The 24,908-nt window shown below is 36.4% G+C and carries 22 protein-coding genes and 1 tRNA gene; 8 read left to right on the forward strand and 15 right to left on the reverse strand.

What is annotated here, in order from left to right; genetic code table 11:
• Positions 1–145: 145 nt before the first annotated feature.
• Positions 146–216, forward strand: a tRNA-Cys gene (locus tag KO521_RS16380).
• A gap of 88 nt (positions 217–304) precedes the next feature.
• Here the strand turns inward: KO521_RS16380 and KO521_RS16385 are convergent.
• The 3 genes from KO521_RS16385 to rnr form a co-directional block, all read right to left on the reverse strand.
• A complete protein-coding gene (locus tag KO521_RS16385) occupies positions 305–973 on the reverse strand; it encodes a LysE family translocator (RefSeq protein ID WP_215940991.1) in 669 nt (222 codons plus the stop codon).
• A gap of 119 nt (positions 974–1,092) precedes the next feature.
• Positions 1,093–1,773, reverse strand: coding sequence for a head GIN domain-containing protein (locus KO521_RS16390; RefSeq protein ID WP_215940992.1), 681 nt, complete (start codon positions 1,771–1,773; stop codon positions 1,093–1,095).
• Positions 1,774–1,836: 63 nt separating this feature from the next.
• Complete coding sequence (gene rnr, locus KO521_RS16395; RefSeq protein WP_215940993.1) at positions 1,837–4,026, reverse strand: ribonuclease R; 2,190 nt, start codon at positions 4,024–4,026, stop codon at positions 1,837–1,839.
• A 652-nt stretch (positions 4,027–4,678) separates the two neighbouring features.
• Between rnr and KO521_RS16400 the strand changes: the two genes are divergently transcribed.
• From KO521_RS16400 to KO521_RS16410, 3 genes are all read left to right on the forward strand, one after another.
• Positions 4,679–5,110: an RpiB/LacA/LacB family sugar-phosphate isomerase gene (locus KO521_RS16400; RefSeq protein ID WP_215940994.1), complete on the forward strand. Its 432-nt coding sequence runs from the start codon at positions 4,679–4,681 to the stop codon at positions 5,108–5,110.
• A 165-nt stretch (positions 5,111–5,275) separates the two neighbouring features.
• Positions 5,276–6,202 carry a cation diffusion facilitator family transporter gene (locus KO521_RS16405; RefSeq protein ID WP_215940995.1) on the forward strand — a complete coding sequence of 309 codons (927 nt, stop codon included), beginning with the start codon at positions 5,276–5,278 and terminating at the stop codon, positions 6,200–6,202.
• Positions 6,203–6,206: 4 nt separating this feature from the next.
• Positions 6,207–6,650, forward strand: a complete 444-nt coding sequence (locus KO521_RS16410) for a GNAT family N-acetyltransferase (protein WP_215940996.1) — start codon at positions 6,207–6,209, stop codon at positions 6,648–6,650.
• A gap of 45 nt (positions 6,651–6,695) precedes the next feature.
• On the opposite strand, the gene KO521_RS16415 is transcribed toward KO521_RS16410, so the two are convergent.
• The 3 genes from KO521_RS16415 to dcm form a co-directional block, all read right to left on the reverse strand.
• Positions 6,696–7,070 (reverse strand): hypothetical protein, encoded by a 375-nt coding sequence (locus KO521_RS16415; RefSeq protein WP_215940997.1) that lies wholly within the window; start codon positions 7,068–7,070, stop codon positions 6,696–6,698.
• A gap of 259 nt (positions 7,071–7,329) precedes the next feature.
• A complete protein-coding gene (locus KO521_RS16420; RefSeq protein ID WP_215940998.1) occupies positions 7,330–7,944 on the reverse strand; it encodes a hypothetical protein in 615 nt (204 codons plus the stop codon).
• A gap of 32 nt (positions 7,945–7,976) precedes the next feature.
• Positions 7,977–9,203, reverse strand: coding sequence for a DNA (cytosine-5-)-methyltransferase (gene dcm, locus KO521_RS16425; RefSeq protein ID WP_215940999.1), 1,227 nt, complete (start codon positions 9,201–9,203; stop codon positions 7,977–7,979).
• A gap of 57 nt (positions 9,204–9,260) precedes the next feature.
• Between dcm and KO521_RS16430 the strand changes: the two genes are divergently transcribed.
• A complete protein-coding gene (locus KO521_RS16430; RefSeq protein ID WP_215941000.1) occupies positions 9,261–10,457 on the forward strand; it encodes a C40 family peptidase in 1,197 nt (398 codons plus the stop codon).
• Between the two features lie 131 nt (positions 10,458–10,588).
• On the opposite strand, the gene KO521_RS16435 is transcribed toward KO521_RS16430, so the two are convergent.
• Together KO521_RS16435 and KO521_RS16440 are read right to left on the reverse strand one after the other, a co-directional pair.
• Positions 10,589–10,840: a hypothetical protein gene (locus tag KO521_RS16435; protein WP_215941001.1), complete on the reverse strand. Its 252-nt coding sequence runs from the start codon at positions 10,838–10,840 to the stop codon at positions 10,589–10,591.
• Between the two features lie 390 nt (positions 10,841–11,230).
• Positions 11,231–12,097: a fructosamine kinase family protein gene (locus KO521_RS16440; RefSeq protein WP_215941002.1), complete on the reverse strand. Its 867-nt coding sequence runs from the start codon at positions 12,095–12,097 to the stop codon at positions 11,231–11,233.
• A gap of 93 nt (positions 12,098–12,190) precedes the next feature.
• Here KO521_RS16440 and KO521_RS16445 point away from each other — a divergent pair, with 93 nt between their 5' ends.
• The gene (locus KO521_RS16445) at positions 12,191–13,297 is read left to right on the forward strand and encodes an acyltransferase family protein (protein ID WP_215941003.1); all 1,107 of its coding nucleotides are present in this window, start codon (positions 12,191–12,193) and stop codon (positions 13,295–13,297) included.
• Positions 13,298–13,336: 39 nt separating this feature from the next.
• Positions 13,337–14,131, forward strand: coding sequence for a 3-keto-disaccharide hydrolase (locus KO521_RS16450; protein WP_215941004.1), 795 nt, complete (start codon positions 13,337–13,339; stop codon positions 14,129–14,131).
• Positions 14,132–14,138: 7 nt separating this feature from the next.
• Here KO521_RS16450 and gloA2 read toward each other — a convergent pair whose 3' ends face one another.
• The 6 genes from gloA2 to KO521_RS16480 all read right to left on the reverse strand — a co-directional run bounded on the left by gloA2 (position 14,139) and on the right by KO521_RS16480 (position 21,449).
• Complete coding sequence (gloA2, locus tag KO521_RS16455; RefSeq protein ID WP_252730090.1) at positions 14,139–14,525, reverse strand: SMU1112c/YaeR family gloxylase I-like metalloprotein; 387 nt, start codon at positions 14,523–14,525, stop codon at positions 14,139–14,141.
• Between the two features lie 17 nt (positions 14,526–14,542).
• Positions 14,543–16,174, reverse strand: a complete 1,632-nt coding sequence (locus KO521_RS16460) for a S41 family peptidase (RefSeq protein ID WP_215941005.1) — start codon at positions 16,172–16,174, stop codon at positions 14,543–14,545.
• Positions 16,175–16,230: 56 nt separating this feature from the next.
• On the reverse strand, positions 16,231–16,620 hold the full coding sequence (gene rnpA / locus KO521_RS16465) for a ribonuclease P protein component (RefSeq protein ID WP_215941006.1): 390 nt from the start codon (positions 16,618–16,620) through the stop codon (positions 16,231–16,233).
• Between the two features lie 85 nt (positions 16,621–16,705).
• Positions 16,706–18,568, reverse strand: a complete 1,863-nt coding sequence (locus KO521_RS16470; protein WP_215941007.1) for a M1 family metallopeptidase — start codon at positions 18,566–18,568, stop codon at positions 16,706–16,708.
• Positions 18,569–18,574: 6 nt separating this feature from the next.
• Positions 18,575–20,206: a S8 family peptidase gene (locus tag KO521_RS16475; RefSeq protein WP_215941008.1), complete on the reverse strand. Its 1,632-nt coding sequence runs from the start codon at positions 20,204–20,206 to the stop codon at positions 18,575–18,577.
• 382 nt (positions 20,207–20,588) lie between these two features.
• A complete protein-coding gene (locus tag KO521_RS16480) occupies positions 20,589–21,449 on the reverse strand; it encodes an MBL fold metallo-hydrolase (RefSeq protein WP_215941009.1) in 861 nt (286 codons plus the stop codon).
• 174 nt (positions 21,450–21,623) lie between these two features.
• Between KO521_RS16480 and KO521_RS16485 the strand changes: the two genes are divergently transcribed.
• Positions 21,624–22,427, forward strand: coding sequence for a hypothetical protein (locus KO521_RS16485; RefSeq protein ID WP_215941010.1), 804 nt, complete (start codon positions 21,624–21,626; stop codon positions 22,425–22,427).
• Between the two features lie 166 nt (positions 22,428–22,593).
• On the opposite strand, the gene KO521_RS16490 is transcribed toward KO521_RS16485, so the two are convergent.
• A complete protein-coding gene (locus tag KO521_RS16490; protein WP_215941011.1) occupies positions 22,594–24,903 on the reverse strand; it encodes a type IA DNA topoisomerase in 2,310 nt (769 codons plus the stop codon).
• Positions 24,904–24,908 lie beyond the last annotated feature (5 nt).

Genomic DNA, 24,908 nt, shown 5'->3' on the forward strand with positions numbered 1-24,908 from the left:
TACAAAGCAACTCAAATTTACACCCTAAATAACTGCAAATCCAGACACTTACCTTTTTTCTTTCACCTAGTTAATAGGTAATATGAAAAAAAAGTAAAGTAAAAATAGCATTTCCATCAAAAAAACTATCTTTGCACCTGCAAATGGCATCGTGGCCGAGTGGCTAGGCAGAGCTCTGCAAAAGCTTGTACAGCAGTTCGAATCTGCTCGATGCCTCAATAAAAAACCTTCGTGATTTACGAAGGTTTTTTTGTTTCCTAGTACACGTAGTCTTAAAATAGATATAGTATATACAATATGACTATTATAACTTTTCCATTCGCTCAATACCGTCTTCAATATTGAATTGGTCTTTAGGAAGAAAACCTTTGACAATAAGGACCAAACCACAGATTATAAGAATGATACCAAGCCCTTTTTTAATCATATATATTCTATTTCCCGTTAGCTTTTTCTTCAATTGTTTCGCTAGTAGAATCTTAAAAATATCAGTTACAAAATAAGCACCCACCATAGTAGAAAAGAATACGACTATGCGATTAGGATCATTATTTAAACTTGGACCTACCACGATGATGATACCTAACCAAAATACGAGAACACCAATGTTTATAAAATTGAGAAGAAAACCTTTAGCGAATAGCCCTAAATAATCACTTTTACTGACTCTAATATCGCTATCTATATGTTTAGGTGGCTTTTTAAAAATAGTGGTAATGCCATAAACCAAAAGAATTACACCTCCAAAAACATAGAGTCCTGGTTGGTTACTTAAATTTTCTAATAACTGAAAACTACTAAAATAAGCAACTACGAGAAAAACACCATCTGCCAGAATAACTCCAAAATCAAAAACAATTGCCGCTCTAAAGCCTTTTATTGCACTTGTTTCCAAAAGAACAAAGAAAACGGGGCCAATCATAAAACTTAATAAAAAGCCTAAAGGAACCGCTGCCTGAATGTCTTCCCACATCTGTTATTCTGCGTATTTCTGTTATTAATTTGAGATAAAACAGTAGATACATACCTCAAGTACAATTTGGTATTGCTTGGTATGCAAAGCTAAGAGATTATAACTGGATATAAAACCAATTACATACGTGTTACCGTACCTCCAAAAACAGTCTTCTCATCCATTTTCTTAGGATCACCATATACCAATACTTCTCCACCAGCTTTTACACTAGCTTTTACATAGTCTGATGCAAAAATTTCTGCACGAGATCCAGCATTTACATTTATAGTAGAAAATTTAGTCTTAAATTCTTTGCCCTCATAGATACCACCTGTATTTATAACGATATCTTGTAAATTAGAAGAACCTACGGCAGATATTGTTCCACCGGTTACGGTCTTTATCAACATCTGTTCTACCTCAGCATTAATTACCAATTCTCCTCCTTCTTGTGCTTTTAACTCAAGAATTTCCTGTTTTATAGATTCTTCTGAAGTAATACGTGCATCTTCATTAACGTCTATTACAACAAGATTTTCTGTATAGTATATATCCACAAATGTGCGATAGCCACTGAAAATCTTTCCAATTTGCATACGTATCTTAAGTACACCATCATTATTAACAATAGCAACTTTATCTATATTCTCTCCAGAAATGACAGCTTTGTTCACATCTGATTTTATAAGCCTAATAGAAAGACCGTCAAAAGCCTTAACCTCTGAAAATTTGGTTAAGTCTTGTGTCATACTTGCGTCTTGGGCAAAACAAAATTGCAGTCCAAGAATACAAATGACAAGCAAAACGAACTTTTTCATAATGTACCTTTTTAGGTTATTTTGATAGTTCAAAGACAAAATCCGTTCCAAAAAAACCAATTATTACTCATGCTTTCCCAATAAAGAGAAATCTAAATGACGTTTTATTAAATCAGAATTCTTTACCATAACCACAACTTCGTCACCCAATTGATAAGTCTTCTTTGTCTTTTCTCCTATTATTGCGTATTCCTTTTCATCAAAGGTGTAATAATCATCTTTTATATCACTGATCCTAACCATGCCCTCACACTTGTTCTCTATGATTTCAACATATACGCCCCATTCTGTAACACCGCTAATAACACCAACAAATTCTTGATCTTGATGGTCCTGCATGAACTTAATCTGCATATATTTTATAGAGTCGCGTTCCGCACTAGAAGCCAAATATTCCATGTCTGAAGAATGCTTACATTTTTGCTCGTAAACTTCTTCTTTGGCAGAGTCACCACCATCTAGATAATGTTGTAGCAAACGATGTACCATTACATCTGGATATCGTCTAATGGGAGAGGTAAAATGCGTATAGTATTCGAACGCTAAACCATAATGCCCAATATTATCTGTCGTATAGATAGCCTTACTCATACTACGAATGGTAAGTGTATCTACTAAGTTCTGTTCTTTTTTACCCTTAACATCACTTAAAAGCTGATTAAGAGACGCGCTAATGGATTTTTTATCCTTAAAGTCAATCTTGTGACCAAATCTAGATATAATACTGTTAAGCGCTATTAATTTATCTTCATTTGGATTATCGTGAATTCTATAAACAAAAGTCTTTTTAGGCTTCTGTTTCCCAATAAATTCTGCTACTTTTCTATTGGCCAAGAGCATAAATTCCTCAATTAGTTTATTTGCGTCTTTAGATTCTTTAAAGAAAACCCCAATTGGTTCACTTTTTTCGTTCAGATTAAAACGAACCTCAACTTTATCAAAAGAAATAGCGCCGTCTTGCATACGTTTACCACGCATAATTTTTGCCAATCTATCCATTTCTAAAGTAACTTTTACTACCTCTTCCGAAACGATATAGGCATTTCCCCTAATGGATATTTCCTCAGGAATGCTTCCTTCTTGGGTTTCTATAATATGTTGTGCTTCTTCATAAGCAAAACGCTCGTTTGAATTGATGACCGTTCTACCAAACCATTGATTTTTGATCTTGGCATCTTTATCCATCTCAAAAATTGCGGAAAACGTATATTTTTCTTCGTTAGGACGTAATGAACAGGCATTATTGGATAATACTTCTGGAAGCATAGGTACCACACGATCAACCAAATAGACCGATGTAGCTCTTTCATAAGCTTCATCATCTAAAATAGTATCGGGAACCAAATAATGAGAAACATCTGCAATATGAATTCCTATTTCATAATTTCCATTTTCTAGCACTTCAAAAGATAGTGCATCATCAAAATCTTTCGCGTCTTTAGGATCAATGGTAAAGGTCAATACCTCTCGCATATCTCTCCTTTTAGCTATTTCTTCTTCTTTAATGGAAGTATCAAGTGTGTCCGCATAGCGTTCTACTTCAGTAGGAAATTCATAAGGAAGTCCGTATTCCGCCAAGATGGCATGAATCTCCGTATTATGTTCTCCAGGTTTTCCTAAAACTTCCGTAATAGTTCCGGTAGGGGAATCATCCTTACCGTCCCAACTCTCAAGTTTAACAATAACCTTATCGCCATCGTTGGCCCCATTTATACTATCCTTTGGGATAAAGAAATCTGTATACATTCTAAAATCTGTTGGGCGTACAAAAGCAAATGTCTTCTGTATATCTACAATACCTACAAATTCCGTCTTTTTACGTTCCAGAATATTAGCAATCTCGCCCTCTAGTTTTTTCCCTTTTCTCCTTGGAAATATGTATACCTCTACGGTATCTCCGTGAAAAGCTTTATTTACCTTGTTAGCATGTACAAAAACATCATCTTCCATACCTTCTATGACTACATAGGCATTACCACGCCCAGTAAGATCAACAGTTCCGGTTTGATATTTTTTGGTGGAAGCCAAAGCCATATAACTACCTCTGTTTTCTTCCTGAATTCTATTTTTTTCTTTTAATTGCCCTAACCTTTTAATTAGTTGGTTCCGGTCTTGCGTATTATCTAGGCCAAGTTTAGCCGCTATTTGTTTATAATTGAAACTCTTTTTGGGATCTTTCTCTAATACGGTAAAGATTCCTTTTGTTATCTCGTTGTTTCTATGGTTACGAGCTTTCTTTTTATTCTTTGACATTAACTATCTTTAATTTATACGGTAAATTACGAATTATAATTCATTACCTCAGGAATTGAACATCCTTGATCTAAAAACAAGGTTATCAACAACTATATTATAATCTGTTTTTCTTTTAAAATTTTAAAAAATAAAATGGTGGTTATTATAGTGTGTTAATAAGGCTTATAAAATAATGTAGAAATAGTTGCTCTGAACTACTTTAAGAAGTTGTTGACAATCTTTACAGATATAATGTAGCACAAAATCAGGGTGGTAACTCAATTATCAATATTGGTTAATAAACGATATCAACATAAATTATTTAATAAGTAAATGTAAATTTAATGTTAATTACGTTCAATAACATTTTAATAGCGCATTATAAAAAGGGTAAAACTAATTTTCTCAATTAGAGATTAGTTTTGTAGAGTACTATTCAGGTGAGAAATCAAAATTTAAGATCTACTTTCTTTTGCAAGGTTATTAACAATATAAATACCTTTTAACAATAACAAATTAACAATCTTAAAGTGTTAATATAAAACTATTGTTGTGATTGCCATGTATCTTGTGGTGAAGCCCTACTATTTGTACCTTTGTAAACTTTCAGAAGGTTTTATAGCGCCATAAATTGCTAATAATAGTAAAGCCTCTAATAAGACTATATATAATGAAGATAGCTATTGGTAACGATCACGCAGGTACGGACTATAAATTAGCCATTGTAGGTTTACTTAAGTCTATGAATATAGAAGTAAACAATTATGGTACCGATGGAGCGGATAGTGTAGATTATGCAGATTTTGTTCATCCCGTAGCTACAGATGTTGATAAAGGCAATGTTGACTTTGGAATTATCATTTGCGGCAGCGGTAATGGTGCCTCTATGACAGCTAATAAACATCAACTAGTACGCTGCGCTTTATGCTGGACAAAAGAGATTGTTCAATTAAGTAGAGAACATAATGATGCTAATATTCTAAGCTTACCGGCTAGGTTTATTTCCTTACCACAAGCTTTAGAGATGGTAAAAACTTTTATAAACACCGGATTTGAAGGTGGTAGACACGAAAGAAGAATAGAAAAAATTCCTTGTAAATAAGCAATCAAAACCTTATTTTTAGTAATAAGCGTTATAGCAGTTTAATAGACCCCGATCACTTCGTACTAATTAACATAAGTTGTTCACAACCGGTATATGTATCTGTTTAGGCGGCTTTTAGGTATTTGAAAATATTTAATAACCTAAAATTATTTTCCATATTAGATGGGACATTCTCACGAAGACCATTCACATGGGCATAGTCATAATCATAACAGTTTAAAGGGAAGGAACTTAATAATATCCATCCTATTAAATATACTAATTACAGTTGCCCAGGTAATAGGTGGTATCGTTTCGGGAAGTCTATCATTACTTTCCGATGCCCTTCATAATTTTAGTGATGTATTATCGCTGATTATTAGTTATATAGCCGCTTTGTTATCTAAAAGAGAGGCCTCAACTAATAGAACTTTTGGTTATAAACGCGCAGAGATTATAGCTGCATTTATTAATGCAGCAACCTTAATAGTTGTAGCGCTTATATTAATAAAAGAGGCCTCTGAACGTTTTTTTGAACCACAACAAATAGAATCTAATGTGGTTATTTGGCTTTCGTTGTTAGGTATTGTTGCCAATGGATTTAGCGTGCTCTTGCTTAAGAAAGATTCCAAGAGTAATATGAACATGAGGTCGGCATACTTGCACTTATTAACAGATATGTTGGCATCCGTAGCGGTGTTGGTGGGAGGCTTGTTGATGAAGTTTTATGAAGTATATTGGATAGATGCAGCCCTAACTTTTGCAATTGCTATCTATCTTATTTTTGTAGGATACGCTTTATTAAAGGATGCAACGCGCGTTCTTATGCTTTTTACGCCAAATACCATACAAGTAAAAAGCATTGTTGAAGAAGTAGGTATGATCAACGGAGTCAAGAATATTCACCATATTCATATTTGGCAATTAAATGAAGATGAGGTGCATTTAGAGGCACACGTAGATTTCAATGAAGACATCAAGCTTTCTGAGTTTGACAACATTCTTCAGGAAATAGATGAGGTCGTTTATCACAAATTCGGTATCAATCACGTTACTATACAACCGGAATACGGAAAAAGCGACAGTAAGCAAATAATTGTACAAGATTGATAAGATGAAGATAACGGTAAAATCATTTGGAGTACTCACAACAGAAGAGCTCTACCAAATACTTAGAATTAGAGCGGAGGTTTTTATAGTAGAGCAAGAATGCGTTTACCAGGATATAGACGATAAGGACCAAAAAGCCTTGCATGTTATAGGAACTAAAAATAATGAAATAGTTGCTTACACTAGATTGTTTAAGCCTGGTGATTATTTTGAAGAAGCAAGTATTGGAAGAGTATTGGTGAAGGCGTCCGAAAGAAAATACGGCTACGGAAAAGATATTATGAAAGCGTCAATCAAGGCAGTAGAAAAACATTACAAAACAAGTGTTATAAAAGTATCTGCTCAGTTATATTTAGAACGTTTTTACCACACACTAGGTTTTGATCAAGTAGGTGAAGGTTATTTAGAAGATGGCATACCACATATAGGAATGGTTAAAAAACAATAAGGTCCGTATTTACGGACCTTATTGTTTTTATAATATTTTTTAAAATTAAATTCGAATAGGTTCTTTATTGGTAAGATTAATATCCTCTAGCATATTATCCGTAAACTTATAATGGCCTTTGGTCGTAATGATTCGGAATCTATTAGAGTTCATTCTACTTAAAGTATCCAAAAAAAGCCACTTGGTTTTCAACAGTCTTGGCTTGGAAGATTTCAAGCTTATTTCAAAGTAATATTTCCTTCCATTTTTAAGCGCAACTATGTCTGGTGTAATCTTAAAATCCGTTCCTTTTCTAACATACGATTTTGGTGTTTCATACCCATCGATATCTGCTTTTATATCTTCGAAACCAGTGGCCTCAAGATGGTTGATTGACTTTTCTAAAAACTCGTGATTTTCTGACTTTTCTGTTGTTACCATAACAGATAATATACTAAAACTAAGCACATAAACAAATTTTGAGAGTTGATTAACAGCATTTTATGATCTAAAATGTATTTCAAACCTTGTTTATCCGTTTATATGAAAACCGACTGAATAGTCTGTCGCCTAGTATAGATTCTAAGAATAGATCCTCTTTCTAAAAAACAATAGGCGCATTTTCATCGCTGTAAGTGTATGTTGGTCAAGTAGTAATAATAATTTTAAGATTTACAGACTATTTGGTCTGTAAAGTAATTTAAGCCAACCTTTTGGCAACACCAATTTCTTCTAAAAAATCTAGTTTTAAAATGAGGTTTAATGGTTTTTCAACCTTGTTTTTTGTAGAAGCATAGAGGTAACCTTCACTCCTATGATGTAATTCTTCAATCTTAATTTTACCATGAATATTCTCCCCAGGTAAAGTATATCTTTTTAAGATAGCTGAGTTAAGATTTCGTTCGGTTAAAAGGTGTACTAATTTTTGTCTATTCACTAAAGTAATTTTACAGGAAGTAAACACGTTTGGAGCATCAGCATAAATGGAGGTTATTAAGGCATAAAACTCTGTTGTTTTAGAGGTATCAAATAACCAACCTTCTTTTAAAATTCCGTTCTTTTCATAACTTAGTTCAAAGGCAAAAGTAGGTAGGTTTTCATTCACATAATCTAGTTGTGCCTTTTCGTCTATATGATATTGCTTCCCACTAGTTTTATGCGTAAAAATCAGATCTATACCTGCCATTTGCTGCTTCATGTCAGAAATGCGCTCAAAAGTATAGTGGTTTAAGTATTGATTGTAATAGCGATCCAATAGCAAGCAAAGCTCTTTTTCCCTCTCCAAATCCGATTTAAAATTACTCTGAAGAGGCATATTGAGATTATTAATGAAAGATTTTTAAGTATTTATACTTCAATTTTAGCGGCCAGAGCTTGAGCAATCTTCTCAACAACACCAACAACAAGGGCATTTCCCATAAAAAACGCACGTTTGGTGTCACTTATACCTTCTAATAACGTATGATTATCGGGAAACATATTCAAACGCTCTAATTCTACCGGAGTTAATCGCCGTAATCCCTTATTTGTTTGTACCACATGTTTAAATCGAGAAGGAGATTTTCCACCTTCACCAGTAATAATGGTTCTTGAAGCGTTGTCCAAGGCATCAGGGAATATCATTCCACCCTCACTGTAATTATAAGTGAATCCCGTTTTTGCGGTTCGCACTTCTTTCTTAGCACCCTTTAAATATTCCCATTTATGAAAATCCTCTTCAGGAATATAAAATTCTTCGGTTACCTCGCCGTTTTGAAGCACATCGCCTAAAACAGCACGTTTCCCTGCATAACTGGATTCTGTTTTTACGGTGAATACCTTACCATTTATAAACACACCAGAGTTTTGAAACGGAGATAACTTTTCACCTAAATTAAAGTTATCGGAGATATGAACTAAATCACCTTCAATCTTAAAAGAACTAGGTTTTTGAGTGGTTTGCTGTACAGGTAATGCTGAAGCAATAGTCCCCAAGGATAACACCCAATCAGCAGGGTTGGCCTTTTTCAAAGATTTATAAAGGGGAGTTGATTTATGATATCCCAAGAAAAAGATGCGTCTTCGCCGTTGTGGCATACCGTAATCTGCGGCATTAATAACCCGCCATTCTACGGCATAACCCAAATCATCAAGACTTTTTAACATAATAGCAAAATCACGCCCACGTTGGGCAGAAGGTGATTTCAACAAACGGTCTACATTTTCAAGAAATAGGTATTTAGGAGGGTTTTTCTTTTCAGATAGAATACGATGTATAGTCCACCAGAGCACTCCTTTTTTGCCGATTAGACCTTTAGAATTATGTAAGGTGGTTGCTACGGAGTAATCTTGGCATGGAAATCCCCCTACGAGCACATCTGCATCGGGAATAGTATCAGTGGGGACTTCAGCAATATCTTGGTTACTGTGGTTTTCTTTTCCAAAATTGGCCTCGTACACTAAAGAGGCGTGTTGAGCCTTGGTAGAGGGCTCCCATTGGTTACTCCAAACTACCTTATATTTTCCTATTTTTTCCAGCCCTAGGCGAAATCCTCCGACACCTGCAAAAAGTTCTATTGCTTTGAGTTTGCTCATTTGCGATAAAATTACATAATTTCACTAATGCAAAGTAAAGATGATACAACATTAAGGATGAAAAGATATAAGATAGAGCATCTGCTCACTGGAATTTTAATACTGCTTTTGGTTTCCTGTACTGAGAAAAGTAAGAAGGAAGCGATGCTTTTGGAGAGTATTTCTGAGGTGAAAAAACAATATGCACCGGACAAAAGAACTGCGCTTTTTGACGTACATGTTTTTACAAATACCGAAAAGTATATTATAAAGGGAGAAAGTAACATGCCTGAGGCTGTACAGGCTCTTAAGCAAGTTTTGGACAGTAAAACAGATTTAGAATATGTAAACGAAATTGAAGTTCTACCCTCAAAATCGTTAGATGGTAAGACTCATGCGGTAATCAATATTTCTGTGGCGAATCTCAGGAGCAATCCAAAACATTCCGCAGAATTGGCAACACAGGCTACGTTAGGTACGCCGGTTAAAGTATTTAAGAAAGAAGAAAATTGGTATTACATTCAAACGCCCGATAAATACCTTTCCTGGGTTAATGTAGGTGGAATTGTTTTAATGGATGACACTCAAGCCCAGAATTGGAAAAGCACAACAAAACTCATCTACACACAAACTGCGGGATATTCATATCAAGATACTCAGGCAACGCAGCGTGTTTCTGACTTGGTTGCAGGAGATATTATTGAAATGACGGGCGAGACCGATGATTTTTTTGAAGTGCAGTACCCAGATGGCCGTAAAGCGGTGGTTAGAAAGGAAGAGTCAGAACCCTACGATGCGTGGTTAGAAAAATTAGAACCTACCCAAGAGAGCCTTGTAAAAACTTCAAAAACACTTATGGGAGTTCCATATTTATGGGGAGGCACTTCAACAAAAGGCATGGATTGTAGCGGATTTACCAAAACTATCTTTTTCCTGAACGGAATGGTCATTCCCAGAGATGCCTCACAACAGGTACATACAGGCAAAGCCATTGATTCTGTGAAGAATTTTGATAAATTGCAAAAAGGAGATTTGTTGTTCTTTGGAAGAAAAGCCACGGACTCTACCGCAGAAAAAGTAGTACACGTAGGAATGTGGATCGGAAACAATGAATTTATACACGCCTCAGAGATGGTACGTATAAACAGTATGGATCCCAATGCAGATAATTATGATGAGCACAACCATAACCGCTATCTGCGCTCAAAACGCATCTTAAAGGAAAATGACGACGCTTTGATCAGTTTGGTTAAAAACCCTGTTTTTAAGGATTAGGGTAAATCTATTCGTCTTTAGTAAGGTGCGCTTTCCAAAAGGGATTTATTGTACCTTTAAGGAATCAGTAAAAGAGCCCTTATCGTTGCTTTCCAGGGATGTTTTTATTTATTCAATTAATATTTGTTCATTTAGAATCTCGCATGTTTTGAGAGTTTTGCAATATCGAGAATTAACTTTTCAAATGAATCCTGATTCCAAAATCTAGGATGCATAAATCCGTGAGCAACGCTATTTCGATTATCTCCTTTATCGGTTGGGTGAGATTGTGAGAAATAGGACTTTATTTCTGGTAAAATCTCAACAAATTCTGGGTTACTATCTTTATTTTCCTCAATCGCTAAATAGATTAATTTAGTACCGACTTTTCTATATTTTTTCAATTTTCCGTTTGTATTGACTAATTCTCTGCCATATTCACTTGTTGTCGACCTAATTAGTTCTTCTAAATATGAATACGCAAAAGGAGTTAATATAGAATAGGACTCCGAAAAAGACAGGTAAACTTTTTAAGTACTATCCAATCCGGTCCCCAATTCCATAGATGAGTATGGTTTTAAATTTCGTCAAATGCGTCTTTTAATTCCATCAAAGTTTTCTTTAGTTTAAGCTCAAGACATAAATACAAGCCTGTTATTCTATAAGAAAAATATAAAAAATCGTTTCTAAATCAGGTGATATATTGTAGATTAAACTTCTTTATTGACCCTGCTACCGCAAGCATCACGCTTCTTTCTGTTTCAAGATACTTCAAGGGAAATGACAGAAGAATCTTAAAAATACCGCTGCAATATTTCAGTAATCGAAGCTTTGTAAGAATTACCAAAAAGGTTCAAATGCACTAAGAGATAGTAAAGTTGATAGATATCCGTTCGTTCTTTTTCATTACCAATTGGCGCAAAATGTTCTTGATAAGCATTATAGAAAGAAGCACCAAAACCTCCAAAGAGCCGGGTCATGGCCAAATCTACTTCATGATGGCCATAATACACTGCTGGGTCTATTAAATAGGGAGTGCCGTTTGTTGATATCAGATAATTTCCGCTCCATAAATCGCCATGTACTAAAGATGGTTTTGTGTTCGGAAATAGATTTTGGCACGTTTTCAAAAGTTTGTCTTCCACAGGAATTTCACTATCGTCTAGCTTTCCAGATTCTTTTGCCAATTTAAGCTGAGGCACCAGTCGCTCTTGAACATAAAATGCGGGCCAATTGGAATGAGCAGAGTTTGATTGTGGAAGGCTACCAATAAAATTAGGGATAGAAAAACCAAAAGCATCGGAGGTGCCATTCAGATGTAAACCTGCTAGTTGGTGACCCAATTGTTCAAAATCTGGTTCCATGGGTCTTTTGGGCTCAATATATTCCATAACTAAAAAGGCACCTGTATCAAGCGCCTCACATAGAAACACTCTAGGCACCGCAATAGTTTTAGTATTGGCAATGGCAACAAGGCCGGCTTTTTCGGCCTTGAACATATCATGCGCATTGCTTCCATGATTGACTTTACAGAAGAATCGTTCTGTTTCCGATTGTAAATGGTAGGCCTCCGAAATATCACCGCCGGAAACCGATTGCATTGTTTGAATCTTTATACAAAGCAAATATTCTATATGTTTCTTCAGATTGATATCCATCATTACCAAGATAAGTATAATGATTGAAAATTATGAAGAGCCTATAAATCTAATATTTTCCCTACTTTAGAAGAATCAACCAACGCATTACCGAAAATGTCTCAATTAGCAGAAAATGTTTCAAAACGTCTTTTTTCTTTGGACGTTTTTAGAGGGCTTACCATGTTTTTACTTATTGCCGAAGCGGCGGGATTTCACCATAATTTTTCGGAACTGACCGAAGGAACTATGTTTTCCGGTCTTGCACATCAATTACATCATCACCCGTGGAATGGACTCCGGTTTTGGGATTTGATTCAACCTTTCTTTATGTTTATTGTTGGGGTTGCCATGCCTTTTTCTTTAAGGAAGCGCCTTGCTTCGGGAGATAGAAAAGGGGTTACCAAACATATTTTACGTAGATGTTTTTTACTCTTCTCATTTGGTGTGTTGTTGCATTGCGTCTATAGCCATGCTTTAGTTTGGGAGCTTTGGAACGTACTGGTACAATTGGCCTTTACCATTCTTATCGCCTATGCGATTATGAACCTTCCAAATAAAATACAAATCGGTATATCATTAGGTTTGCTTATTCTTACAGAGATATTGTATCGCGCCTACAACCCGGAAGCACCTTATGCACAAGGTCACGAAAGTTTCGGTTCGTATATAGATATGTTGGTAATGGGGCAGGTAAATGATGGGTATTGGGTCTTTGTAAACTTTATTCCAACAGCGGCCCATACCATTTGGGGTGTTGTCTGTGGACGGATTTTACTATCTCATATATCGGTAAAAGAAAAACTGAAACCTTTTTTAATTTATGGAACTGTTTTACTTGTACTTGGTATTGTTATGGATTTTGCAGGAATCACACCTATAATAAAACGTATTGCAACCAGCTCCTTTACTTTGGCCTCCGGTGGATTGGCTATTTTGACGCTGACGCTTTTCTATTGGGCAATTGACGTAAAAGGAAACCAAATGAAGTGGTTGAAGATTTTTTCCGTTGTTGGCACAAATTCTATTTTTATTTATCTATTTGCCGAAACGGTAGGAGTACAATGGTTTAGGGGTTTTGGCCAAATTTGGACCGAAGGACTTTTGTCTCCGCTTGGTATTCCGGAAAAACTAATTATGGTTATTAATGCTTTGTTCGTACTTTTCATCTTTTGGTATATCACTTACTTTTTAGATAAACACAAAGTATATTTCAAAGTTTAAAATAACATACTCAATCAAATTTCTCTCAACACGCATATTATGAAATTCTCAAAAATTGCCCTTTTTATTTCTTCCATCGCCCTTGTGGCTTGTAATTCAACCAAAACTACGGTTACTGAAACCGGTTGGGAAGATATGTTCAACGGTAAGAATTTAGACGGTTGGACCACAAAAATTCATCATTACGAAACAGGAGATAATTTTGGGGATACCTTCCGTGCTGAAGATGGTATGATCAAAGTGCGTTATGATCAATATGACGGCGATTTCAACGATAGGTTTGGACATTTATATTTTAATAAGCCGTACTCTAGTTTCCATTTGTCCATGGAATACAGATTTGTGGGAGACCTTCATCAGGGTGCGCCGGTTTTTACAGAGATGAATAGTGGTGTCATGTACCATTCTCAAGACCCAAGAACCATGTTGAAAGAGCAGAACTGGCCCATTTCCGTAGAAATGCAGTTTCTTGGCGGAATAAAGGAAGGCGAAGCTAGGCCTACAGGTAATATGTGCTCCCCAGCAACTGAAATTGAATATGAGGGCAAGATATACCCAAGCCATTGTTTACGATCTTCTTCCAAAACCTATTATGGCGACCAATGGGTAAAAGCCGAATTGATTGTTAGAGGAGATTCTTTGGTAACGCAAATTATTAATGGGGAAGTGGTTTTGGAATATGCTAAACCCCAAGTTGGTGGAGGCACCGTTGTTGGTTATGACCCCAAACAAAAAGAAGATGGCAAACTGTTGAAAGAAGGTATGATCGCTTTGCAGAGCGAAGGGCAGCCTATCGACTTTAGAAATGTAAAAATCAAAAATTTAAAACCTTAAGAAACTTCTATTTTTCGTAGAGTTCAAGAGGAAGGTCATCTGGGTCCGCAAAGAAAGTAAATTTGCGGCCCGTGAATTCATCGGTTCTGATGGGTTCAACATCCACACCTTTTTTAATAAGTCTTTCTCTTTCTTCGGAAACATTGTCCACTTCAAAAGCTAAATGGCGCAGACCTTGAGCTTCTGGCCGTGAAGGCCGTTGCGGTGGATTAGGAAATGAAAAGAGTTCAATTATATATTTCCCGTTAAGAGCAAGGTCCAATTTATATGACTGGCGTTCTTTTCTAAAAACTTCGTTCAAGATTTCCAAGCCGAGAATTTCAACATAAAAGTGCTTGGACTTTTGATAGTCTGAGCAAATAATGGCAATATGATGAATTTTATTGAAGGCCATAATTAAAGTGAAAACTCTTATTTTAGAATATCCCAGTATTTGTTTTCGTTGTCCAAAAGTTCGGTAGCCGCTAAAATGGCATCATCATTTTTAAGATAGTAGTCGTAAAGACCTTCACGATAGAAATAACGTTTTACGATTTCATCTTCCAGCTTGCTTTTTATTTCCCTTTGGTAATCGTCTAAAGCAGCAATTTTGCTCTTTTCAATATCCAATAATAACGTCCTGAAATCATTTTCGATGGCATCATTAAAAATCACTTCCTCACGGTCTGTCATAGCTGCTTTGAGGGTCTTTTCCGTTTTAGTCTCGTATGAGAAGTCGCTTTTGGAAACAAAGGTCTTAAATTCTTTGTAATCGGTATCGGAAAATTTAAAGTTAGACACCTCCTGTAGTTGATGCTTGTAGAAATAGTTCGTTGCGTAATCAAAAATCACATTATTGTTCAAAAGGGCAGTGGTAAGCTCATTCGCTTTTGCCGAGGCTACTTCAATATCGGGCAACACGCCGCCACCATCTTGCACTTTTCTACCGTTACGTGTTTTAAAGTCCTTAAAAGCGGTCTTTTGCACCGCATTTCCATCTTCATCGCGGTTCCAGTAGTCCAATGACTGAATACATCTTCCAGAAGGGGTGTAATAGCGACTTATGGTAACTTTTAGCTGTGTGCCATAAGTAAGCTTTAAAGGGCGCTGTACAAGTCCTTTTCCGAAGCTACGCGCACCCATTACCACGGCACGGTCCAAATCTTGTAATCCACCGGAAACAATTTCACTTGCTGAAGCACTGCTACCGTTTACTAAAACCACCAATGGAATTTCCATATCAACAGGTTTGTTTCTGGTCTTGTACTCGGTATTGAATTTTTTAACCTTGGATTTTGTGGTTACAATCAATTCGCCCTTGTCTACAAATAGATTGGTAACGTTTATGGCTTCAGATAGCAATCCGCCTGGGTTGTTCCTTAAATCCAATATAATTTTCTCGGCACCTTTTTCCTTTAAATCTACAAGCGCTTCTTTAGTTTGTGCAGAAGCTTTGGCGTTGAATCTGGAAAGAACAATGTAGCCTGTTTTGTTATCTACCATTTTATAAAACGGTACGGCATCTACTTCTACGGCGGCACGGGTAATAGTGGCAACTTTAGTTTCGCCCTGTCTTTTAAAAGTGACTTCAACAGCTGTATTATTGGCTCCTTTTAAGAGTTCACTTGCGTTGTTATCAAAATCGGAAACACTAATGGCACCAATTTTAATGATCTCGTCCCCTGCTTTTAGTCCGGCTTTGTCCGCAGGGTAATCTTTGTACGGTTCTACAATCAATAACCGGTCTTTAAAGGAACGTACCAACGCACCAATACCCGAATATTCCCCGGCATTGTTTATGCGGTAGGTTTCTACATCTTGTTCATTTAAGAATTTCGTGTACGGGTCAAGGTCATCCAACATGTTCTTTATGGCGGTATCCATGAGTTCTGCAGGGTTGGTCTCATCTACATAATTCATGTTCAATTCCTTGAATAGGGTAGTGAAGATTTCAATTTGCTTGGCAATTTCAAAGAAATCACTTTTTACAAAACTACTGCCCGCTATTAGAATGACAATTGCGAAGGCGGGAATCAGTATTTTTTTGCCGAGCATCTTTTTCATCTTCTTTTATATTTTTGATAGTTTTTTGGTCATGGACCGCCCCTATATTTTTAATCCTAAATGCCTATATCTGAAGTGTTTTTGTCCAAAAAACGCTTTATAACTTCTTTCATCGTTTTTTTAACATTGCTTTGAGAAGGCATCTCTTTGCCAAGGTATAAAAATAGAAACGCAAAAGAGCCTTCTCTATTGTTGAAAACAAGGTGTTTGTTATGTCTATAACCTTCTCGCATTAAACGCTTAATACGATTTCGTTTTACTGCACTTTTAAAATTCTTTTTGGGAGCGGTAACTCCAGCCTTTAAGCGTGTGTCTTCTGTAAATTGAACAGGAAGATAAATTAGTTTTATCGGAAATACGGAAACCGACTTCCCCTCGGCAAACAATTGCTCTATAAGCTTTTTGCTTTTTAGCTTTTCTTTTTTCGGGAAAGTGAGGTCGGACATAAACGTTATTTAAAAAATTGCCCCCGGTTAACGGGGGCAATTACAAATCTAATCATTGAAGAAAAAATAAACACTTTTTAGTTATTTATTCCGCTGTTTTTTGCCAAACATTGTCTTCTTGATTGATATCTGCCATTAATTGAGAAGGGTCTATAACTACCGCTTTAATGCTATTAACAGGTTTGTTAATGGTAAAGTTGTAATTGGATTGTGCCCATGGCCAATCTCCTAATACCGTTCGGTTTATTTGTGGGTAGGGGTTTTCTTTTTCGCCTCGCATCATGCGTAAAGGAGCGTAAAAAGTTTCTTTTGTACCGTCTTCATAAATTACTAAAATATCTAAGGGCATTGGCATTGCACCGGTACGTACCATGGAAACTTCTGTTTTTCCGTTATTGTCTTTAACATCTTTAATGCCGTAATCTATAGTGTTTGTAGTTTGTGTCCAATCGGTTAAGTACCAATCCAGCTCCATACCGGAAACCTTCTCAGCGGTACGCTTAATATCGTTTGGAATAGGATGCTTGAACTTGAAGTCTTCGTAATACTTACGAATGGTTTCCATTAACTTATCTTGTCCGATGATATAACCCAACTGCGATAAGAAAATAGAACCTTTACTGTATGCAGCAATTCCATAAGCAAAATTAAGGTCGTAACGGTCTGCATGAGTAGTTTGTGGTTGCTCCTTGCCAGAGTTCACTAAACTGTAATATCCTTTGTATGTGCCCTCAAGAGGGTTTTCTTTATTTTCTTGCATCACCTCGTTCATGGCTAATGTAGAAATGAACGTTGTGAAACCTTCATCCATCCACTCGTGCTTAGATTCATTAGTCGCTAAGATATGCTGAAACCAAGAATGAGCAAGCTCGTGAGCTGTTACCCCTGCCAGACTTTCAAATTTGCGTTCTCCGGTGATTAAAGTAGCCATGGCATATTCCATACCACCATCACCACCTTGAATTACAGAATACTGCTCGTAGGGATATTCACCAATATTCTTACTAAAGAACTTCATAAACTCAGCTGTTTTAGGCTGAAGTTTTTTCCAGTTCTCTATGATTTCTTTGTTATCCTTGTACAAGAAGTGAAGCATAGGTCCGTTTTCCACTTGCAACGTGTCATGCAAATATTCAGGATCTGCGGCCCACATAAAGTCATGAACCATGGGTGCTTTAAAGTGCCATGTAAGCGTCTTGCCTTTTTGTTTTTTGACTTTGGTGCCCGGCGCTTCATACCCATGACCAATTTCCTGAGGGTTCTGAAGGTACCCAGAACCTCCCACGGTGTAACCCTTATCAATAGTCAATTTTACATCAAAATCACCCCATACGCCCTGAAATTCACGAGCTATGTATGGGTCGGCATGCCAGCCTTCAAAATCGTATTCTGCAAGTTTTGGATACCACTGGCTCATAGATAGCGCAACGCCTTCGGCACTGTTTCTTCCTGAACGACGGATTTGAATAGGTACTTGACCTTTAAACTCCATCTCAAAAGTAGTCTTCCCACTAGGAGGAATAGGCTTAGCCAACTCTACAACAAGTATAGTTTCCTCTTCAACAAAATCTACTTTAACACCATCTTGGGTAAGTGATGTAGCGTGCAAATAACCAATTTCATTTTCTTTGAGTGTTGCAATTCTACTGTTCTTTTGCTCATCAGTCATTCTGCCGTCTGGATCAGGAATGCTCTGCAAGCGCATATCCATCTCACTACCGGGTTGAAAGGCATTAAAAAACAAGTGATAGTAAACGCGGGTAATCTCATCAGGAGAGTTGTTGGTGTATACCAGCTTCTGGGTACCGGTGTACAGAAAACTCTCCACATCCATATCTACCTCCATAGTATAATCTACGTGCTGTTGCCAATATGGTGTGTTCTGAGCAACTGCTAGTTGGCCCATTAGGACAATAGCGACAGCGATTGATTTAAAAAAATACTTCATGGTATATTATAGTTTTATTTTTCCTCTAGATACATTGTCCGCCATTATCAAGGCGTTGTAGGCATTTACGATTTTCCCTGAAGTTGAAACTTCTTCCAAAGTAGCGGTTTTGGAAGTATCACCGGATAAAATAACTTTAGTTATTGGGGCAAGACCAGATTCCATAATAATATGCTTTACTTGAGAAGCCGTTAATTTAGGATAGTAAGAGCGTATTAATGCGGCAACACCGGCAACAGCAGGAGCGGCCATTGAAGTACCTCCCTGAAAATCATATTCGTTACCTGGCATTGAGGAGTATATTTCATCACCTGGAGCAAAAACATCAACGTTTACATCTCCATAGTTACTAAATGAAGCAACCATTTCAGAACCATATTTAGAAGATAATGCGCCTACGGTAAGAACGTTATCTGCAATTTCAGGACCATTGTCTACTTGGTCATTTGGAAAGTTAGGGTTGGCAGGGTCATCTAAGTCCGCTCCTTCATTGCCCGCTGCATGCACAAAAAGAACATCTTTGTCTGCTGCATATTTAATGGCATCATAAACCCATTTAGCTTCTGGAGAAAAAGATTTTCCGAAGCTACCATTAATAACTTTAGCCCCATTATCTACCGCATAACGAATGCCCAAAGCAATATCTTTGTCGTATTCATCGCCATTGGGAACGGCACGTATGCTCATAATTGCAACATTATTGGCCACACCGTTTGCTCCTTTACCGTTGTTACGTTCTGCACCAATAATGCCGGCAACATGAGTACCATGACTTTCATCTTCTTGGCGATTCTGTGGGTTTCCATTACCATAGCCCAAGTCCGTAATGTCATATGGGTTGTCGCCCACATCTTTTCTACCATTGAAGTCTACATTATAGTTGTAATTCAATTGATCAGAGAAGTGTTTTATACCTCCTTCAACTTGTTCTAAAACCTCGGGAATAGAGTCTTCATAACTCAACATCTGCGTTAATATGGCAATGTTCTGGAGCATGCCTTCATCTGTTGTTTTAATGCCAGCTAGATCTTTTGCGGTGTAAGTATCTTTGCCTAATTCCTTTTTAACGGCATCATCGGCATTTTTAACGGTTTGGTAGATTTGCTCATACTGCTGTTTTTGTTGACCAGCTTTTGCATATTCTGTGTCTACTTTTGATTTGGCTTTTGCTTGCAAAGCAGCATCACCTAACTTTAATCTAACAATACGGGTAGCCTCTAATTGCTCATTGTATGATTCGCCCAAGAAGTTGTATCCGTGAATATCATCAACATAACCATTCTTATCGTTATCTATACCATCGCCGGCCTTTTCACCTTTATTGGTCCAAAGTACATCGTCTAAATCTTCATGCTTTAAATCCATTCCTGAATCAAGAACCGCAACAATTACGGTTTCGCCTTTTCTGTTTTTAATAATTTCAGAATACGCTTTATCAACGCTCATTCCCGGAATAGTGTCAGAAACAAGATCCAAATGACCCCAGTTCTTTTTCTGGGCGTCTGATAAATCGGATATTTTTAAAGGAGTAGTATCAATACTTTCAATAGGAGTAGATACCAATGCTGTAGAGCCACAACCCATAAGAACAAGAGCGGCGGATAAACCTAATAAAGGTTTCGGAAAAAATGAAGTCATATATTGAAATTGAGTTTAGTGTTTGTTTCTTATCTTAAAAGTAATGCTAAGAAAAGGGTTTAAAATCTACTTCTATAGCCCTTATTGTTTAACATAAATGGCTGCAAAGGTAAGATTTGGCACAATTTTTTAACCAAATCGTAATGTTTTTATGATTTTTTTATCTGTGAAATAACATAAATTACTCTAAATTTTGAGAAATCTCTTCACTCCGTTGTATACAAATGTCTAGTATGTTTGAGTTTATGGTGTCCCGGTAATTGGTGGTTTAGGAAAAAAATTTATATCTACAAAACAATGCTAAATATAGCAATACGACTATTTTCGTATACGATATTACAAATCTTTTTTGACCATCATCTTGGTTCAGAGTTCTCGTTCGCTAATTAAAAATTCGGTCAAAAGTGTAGGTGTCCTCTAATCTTACTCCTTTTTCTGTTTCTTTAAGCGTACATAGTTCATTATGCGCATCATGCTCAAAAAACAGGTAAAACTCTTCGGAAACCGCTTTATTTAAGAACAATTCTTTTTCGGTAAGGGTCAATAGAGGGCGGGTATCGTACCCCATGACATAGGGTAATGGAATATGGCCAACGGTAGGTAAAAGATCCGCCATGAATACAAGGTCTTGTCCTTTATAGGAGAGTTGTGGAAGCATTTGCTTATCCGTATGGCCATCAACAAAGTGAATGCCAAAACCTAATTCCGAATCGCTTTGAAAATGGTCTGATTTTCTTTTGATAAAATTTAATTGACCACTTTCCTGCATAGGCAACAAGTTTTCCTTTAAAAAAGAAGCTTTTTCGCGAGCATTGGGTTTGGTGGCCCATTTCCAATGGTCTTCATTCGTCCAAAATTTAGCGTTTTTAAAAGCTGGTTCATAGCCTGTTCGGTCTTTGTTCCATTGAATGCATCCTCCACAATGGTCAAAATGTAGATGAGTAAGGAACACATCGGTAATATCATCACGCGTAAAACCAATTTTATTTAAGGAACCGTCTATGGTGTGGTTACCCCACCTGTTATAATAACCAAAGAACTTATCCGACTGTTTATTACCCATACCGGTATCGATCAAAATCAATCTATCTCCGTCTTCAATCAGCAGACTTCGTGCAGCTATGTCTATCTGGTTATTGCTATCAGCAGGATTCGTGCGTTGCCAAATACCTTTTGGTACAACACCGAACATGGCGCCACCATCTAATTTAAAATTTCCGGTTTCTACAGGGTATAGTTGCATGGTTTAAAATTAGAAAATGGATTAGGGTTATGGTAAAATGTACTGTTATAATTATCTAAATGTATGCTTTTATAAGCAAAGCCAATACACTTGTTTTCTTTGTTAGCCATCATAAAAATCGCTAATTTATAGAACAATATAATTATTTTTATCTTTGTTTTAATTATGGAATGTATGGTAATTAATGATGAAAAATGTCATCAGATAGTGGGTTTTGAAAGATACCACATAAGTGAATCTGGACGAATATACAGAACTGAAAGTGGCAAGAAAAGAACTTGGAGAACCAAAGGGAGAATATATATCAGTGAAAATAAAATTCATTTTAAGTTTAGCAATAACAAACTTCGTCAAGGTTATGCAAGTTTAACTGATTCCAAGGGAAAACTCCATAGCGTAGTCGTGGCCCCAATAATGGCAATTACTTTTGGTATCGCTACACCAAAACAACTTAAAACAAAAAGACTAACAATCGGTTATAAGGACGGAAATAAAAAAAACCTACACTACTCCAATTTACTTTTGATCGAAAAAAGAAACCTTAACAGTAAATTGACCTTAGAAGATGTAAAGCACATTAAAAAGCATATTAGAAAAGGAATTCCCTTAAATAGAATAGCATCTTTATTTTCTGTTTCTGAAATGCAAATAAACAGAATTAAAACTGGTGAGAACTGGGGTAATGGCAAAAGAAAAATTAAAGCCCCTACAGCTCCATTCCAAATAGAAGATGGAAGAATAAGAAGATACATTGCTACTTTTGAAAAAAAGAAAACAACTAAAAATATAAGAAAAACATTTACTGTTAAACGGAATCCAGAAATTCCAACAGACAACACAATTACAGGTATCGTTAAGGGATATAAACTTTCTTTGAAACACAAGAATATAACCAGAGCAAGAGAAATAGTAAATAAATTAAACGAATACTTCTTTGATTACAAATCCGAAAAAAAAATGCTGCCTAAATCTGTTTAAAAAACATAAAGCGTTTAAAGAAGTTTAATTAAAAAAGGTATTGTTTTCTTTTAAAATCGCCAAATATAGAGTTTGGCATTTTTGGTTAAGAAGGCAAATACCAAGTATTTATCTTTTGCTTAGTGTAAAATTTAAATGTGGCACTTATCCTCTTCCCTACGTTATTTTACGCTAACCGAAGTATTTTATATACCAAATCCTTGGTCAGTTCTTGTCCTTTAGCTTTTTCGCGAATAGATTCATAACTAAACCTAAAATCGCAGCCCGTTTTATAGAGACTGCAACCGTAGGCTGTTTTCCCTTTTACAATAGTTCCTTTGTGACATTTTGGACAACGATTTTCTTCCGAAGGCCTCTCAGGAGACCGAATGGTATTTTCGGTAAATTTCTTTTTAGGCTCTAATTTTAGTTTAAAATCATCATCGAATCTAACTAGTCCTTCTGTAGCAACATTATTTACCTTAAAGCCTTTTAAATTTACGGTAGACCCTTTTTGAAGTAATCTAATATATTGTTTTTCGGAAATGGTTTTCCCTTTAAATTTAAATGGAATGACAAAATCGCATCCTTGTTTAAACTCGGAACAACCAAAGGCTGTCTTTCCTTTAAGAATAGAGCCTTTGTTACATTTAGGACATTTTTCCGAGGTTATTTCCGAAGTTTTCCTAGCAGGCTTTTTCTTTGCGGTAACAGGCCTATTATGGATTGCCGATATATTAGCTTTTTTGGTTTCACTTCTTACTTCGTAGACCAAATGATCTACCATTGTTTTCATCTGCTTAATGAAACTACCGGCGCTAAAAGTTCCTTTTTCAATGTCTTTTAGTTGCTTTTCCCATTTACCTGTAAGCTCGGCAGATTTTAATAATTCATTTTGAATGGTACCTATTAACTGAATGCCAGTAACTGTTGGAATTACTTGTTTCTTATTTCTTTTTATATATTTTCTTCGGAATAAGGTTTCAATAATATTGGCACGTGTAGAAGGACGGCCAATACCGTTTTCTTTCATAATCTCCCGAAGCTCGTCATCATCAACCTGTTTACCAGCAGTTTCCATAGCGCGAAGGAGAGAAGCTTCAGTAAATTGTTTTGGTGGTTTGGTTTGTTTTTCTAAAAACGAAGGTTCATGAGGTCCTTTTTCGCCTTTTACGAAGGTTGGTAGTATTCCTGATTCTTTAGCTGGGGAATTAGGGTTTTCAAAAACAACACGCCAGCCTTTTTCTAAAATCTCTTTCCCTGTGGTTTTGAAATTTACGGTTTCGGCTTTACCAATCACCGTGGTGTTAGAAACTCTACAATCCGGATAGAATACCGCAATAAAACGACGCACAATAATATTGTATACCTGCTGTTGGTTGTATTGCAAATTCATTTGCTGACCCGTTGGTATGATTGCGTGGTGGTCTGTTACTTTACTATCATCAAAAACCTTTTTGGTTTTCTTTAATTTTTTTTCGTGCAAAGGTGCTGTTAACGCGGCGTAATTTGTAAGATTTTTAAGGATACCAGGCACTTTAGGATAAACGTCATTTGGTAAAAATGTGGTATCAACTCTAGGGTAGGTAACTACTTTTAGTTCGTACAGTTTCTGAACGATTTTTAATGTTTCATCAGCACTAAAACCAAATTTTGTGTTACAATATACCTGTAAACCGGTGAGGTCAAATAGCTTTGGTGCATACTCGTTTCCCGTCTTTTTTGTAATAGAAACAATTTCAAAATCATGTTCTTTCACGATTTTTGCCAGTTTTTCTCCATCTTCAACCTTAAGAAAACGCCCTTCTTCATAGCTAAATAAAGTGTCGCGATAGCGTGTTTGTAATTCCCAATACGGTTGCGGTTTAAAATTTTCAATCTCGTTAAAACGGTTTACCAACATAGCTAACGTTGGTGTTTGTACCCTACCAACAGATAACATTTGTTTATAGCCACCATGTTTTACAGTATATAAACGCGTTGCGTTCATGCCCAAAAGCCAATCTCCTATGGCACGAGAGAAACCTGCATAATAAAGATTGTCATAATCCTCGGACGGCTTTAAGTTTTTAAAACCTTCTTTTATGGCTTCTGTTGTAAGCGAAGAAATCCACAGCCGTTCAACTTTACCTTTATAATTGGCCTGGTTTAAAACCCAACGCTGAATTAGTTCTCCTTCTTGGCCCGCATCACCACAGTTTATAACAACATCTGCTGTATCAAATAACTGTTTTATAATGTTGAATTGCTTTTTAATACCAGAATCTTTGGACACCTTGGTTTCAAAGCGTTCCGGTAGCATAGGTAAATTGTTTAGGTCCCAACTTTTCCAATGTGGTTTATAGTCGGCGGGTTCTTTAAGTGTGCAAAGGTGTCCAAAAGTATAGGTTACCGCATAGCCATTGCCTTCATAATATCCATCTCGTTTGGTGGTTGCACCAAGTACGGAAGCAATTTCTCTTGCTACAGATGGTTTTTCGGCAATACAGACTTTCATTGAGT

Origin of the sequence: Zobellia uliginosa, assembly GCF_018860745.1 — a bacterium.
Taxonomy (GTDB): domain Bacteria; phylum Bacteroidota; class Bacteroidia; order Flavobacteriales; family Flavobacteriaceae; genus Zobellia; species Zobellia uliginosa_B.

Excerpts from the sequence above, each read along its gene's own strand:
- KO521_RS16470 (WP_215941007.1), bottom strand. The coding sequence starts at position 18,568 with ATGAAGTATTTTTTTAAATCAATCGCTGTCGCTATTGTCCTAATGGGC.
- KO521_RS16385 (WP_215940991.1), bottom strand. The coding sequence starts at position 973 with ATGTGGGAAGACATTCAGGCAGCGGTTCCTTTAGGCTTTTTATTAAGT.
- KO521_RS16460 (WP_215941005.1), bottom strand. The coding sequence starts at position 16,174 with ATGAAAAAGATGCTCGGCAAAAAAATACTGATTCCCGCCTTCGCAATT.
- KO521_RS16450 (WP_215941004.1), top strand. The coding sequence starts at position 13,337 with ATGAAATTCTCAAAAATTGCCCTTTTTATTTCTTCCATCGCCCTTGTG.
- KO521_RS16485 (WP_215941010.1), top strand. The coding sequence starts at position 21,624 with ATGGTAATTAATGATGAAAAATGTCATCAGATAGTGGGTTTTGAAAGA.
- KO521_RS16420 (WP_215940998.1), bottom strand. The coding sequence starts at position 7,944 with ATGCCTCTTCAGAGTAATTTTAAATCGGATTTGGAGAGGGAAAAAGAG.
- KO521_RS16440 (WP_215941002.1), bottom strand. The coding sequence starts at position 12,097 with ATGATGGATATCAATCTGAAGAAACATATAGAATATTTGCTTTGTATA.
- KO521_RS16405 (WP_215940995.1), top strand. The coding sequence starts at position 5,276 with ATGGGACATTCTCACGAAGACCATTCACATGGGCATAGTCATAATCAT.
- KO521_RS16410 (WP_215940996.1), top strand. The coding sequence starts at position 6,207 with ATGAAGATAACGGTAAAATCATTTGGAGTACTCACAACAGAAGAGCTC.
- KO521_RS16445 (WP_215941003.1), top strand. The coding sequence starts at position 12,191 with ATGTCTCAATTAGCAGAAAATGTTTCAAAACGTCTTTTTTCTTTGGAC.
- gloA2 (WP_252730090.1), bottom strand. The coding sequence starts at position 14,525 with ATGGCCTTCAATAAAATTCATCATATTGCCATTATTTGCTCAGACTAT.
- dcm (WP_215940999.1), bottom strand. The coding sequence starts at position 9,203 with ATGAGCAAACTCAAAGCAATAGAACTTTTTGCAGGTGTCGGAGGATTT.
- rnr (WP_215940993.1), bottom strand. The coding sequence starts at position 4,026 with ATGTCAAAGAATAAAAAGAAAGCTCGTAACCATAGAAACAACGAGATA.
- KO521_RS16490 (WP_215941011.1), bottom strand. The coding sequence starts at position 24,903 with ATGAAAGTCTGTATTGCCGAAAAACCATCTGTAGCAAGAGAAATTGCT.
- rnpA (WP_215941006.1), bottom strand. The coding sequence starts at position 16,620 with ATGTCCGACCTCACTTTCCCGAAAAAAGAAAAGCTAAAAAGCAAAAAG.
- KO521_RS16390 (WP_215940992.1), bottom strand. The coding sequence starts at position 1,773 with ATGAAAAAGTTCGTTTTGCTTGTCATTTGTATTCTTGGACTGCAATTT.
- KO521_RS16415 (WP_215940997.1), bottom strand. The coding sequence starts at position 7,070 with ATGGTAACAACAGAAAAGTCAGAAAATCACGAGTTTTTAGAAAAGTCA.
- KO521_RS16475 (WP_215941008.1), bottom strand. The coding sequence starts at position 20,206 with ATGACTTCATTTTTTCCGAAACCTTTATTAGGTTTATCCGCCGCTCTT.
- KO521_RS16480 (WP_215941009.1), bottom strand. The coding sequence starts at position 21,449 with ATGCAACTATACCCTGTAGAAACCGGAAATTTTAAATTAGATGGTGGC.
- KO521_RS16400 (WP_215940994.1), top strand. The coding sequence starts at position 4,679 with ATGAAGATAGCTATTGGTAACGATCACGCAGGTACGGACTATAAATTA.
- KO521_RS16430 (WP_215941000.1), top strand. The coding sequence starts at position 9,261 with ATGAAAAGATATAAGATAGAGCATCTGCTCACTGGAATTTTAATACTG.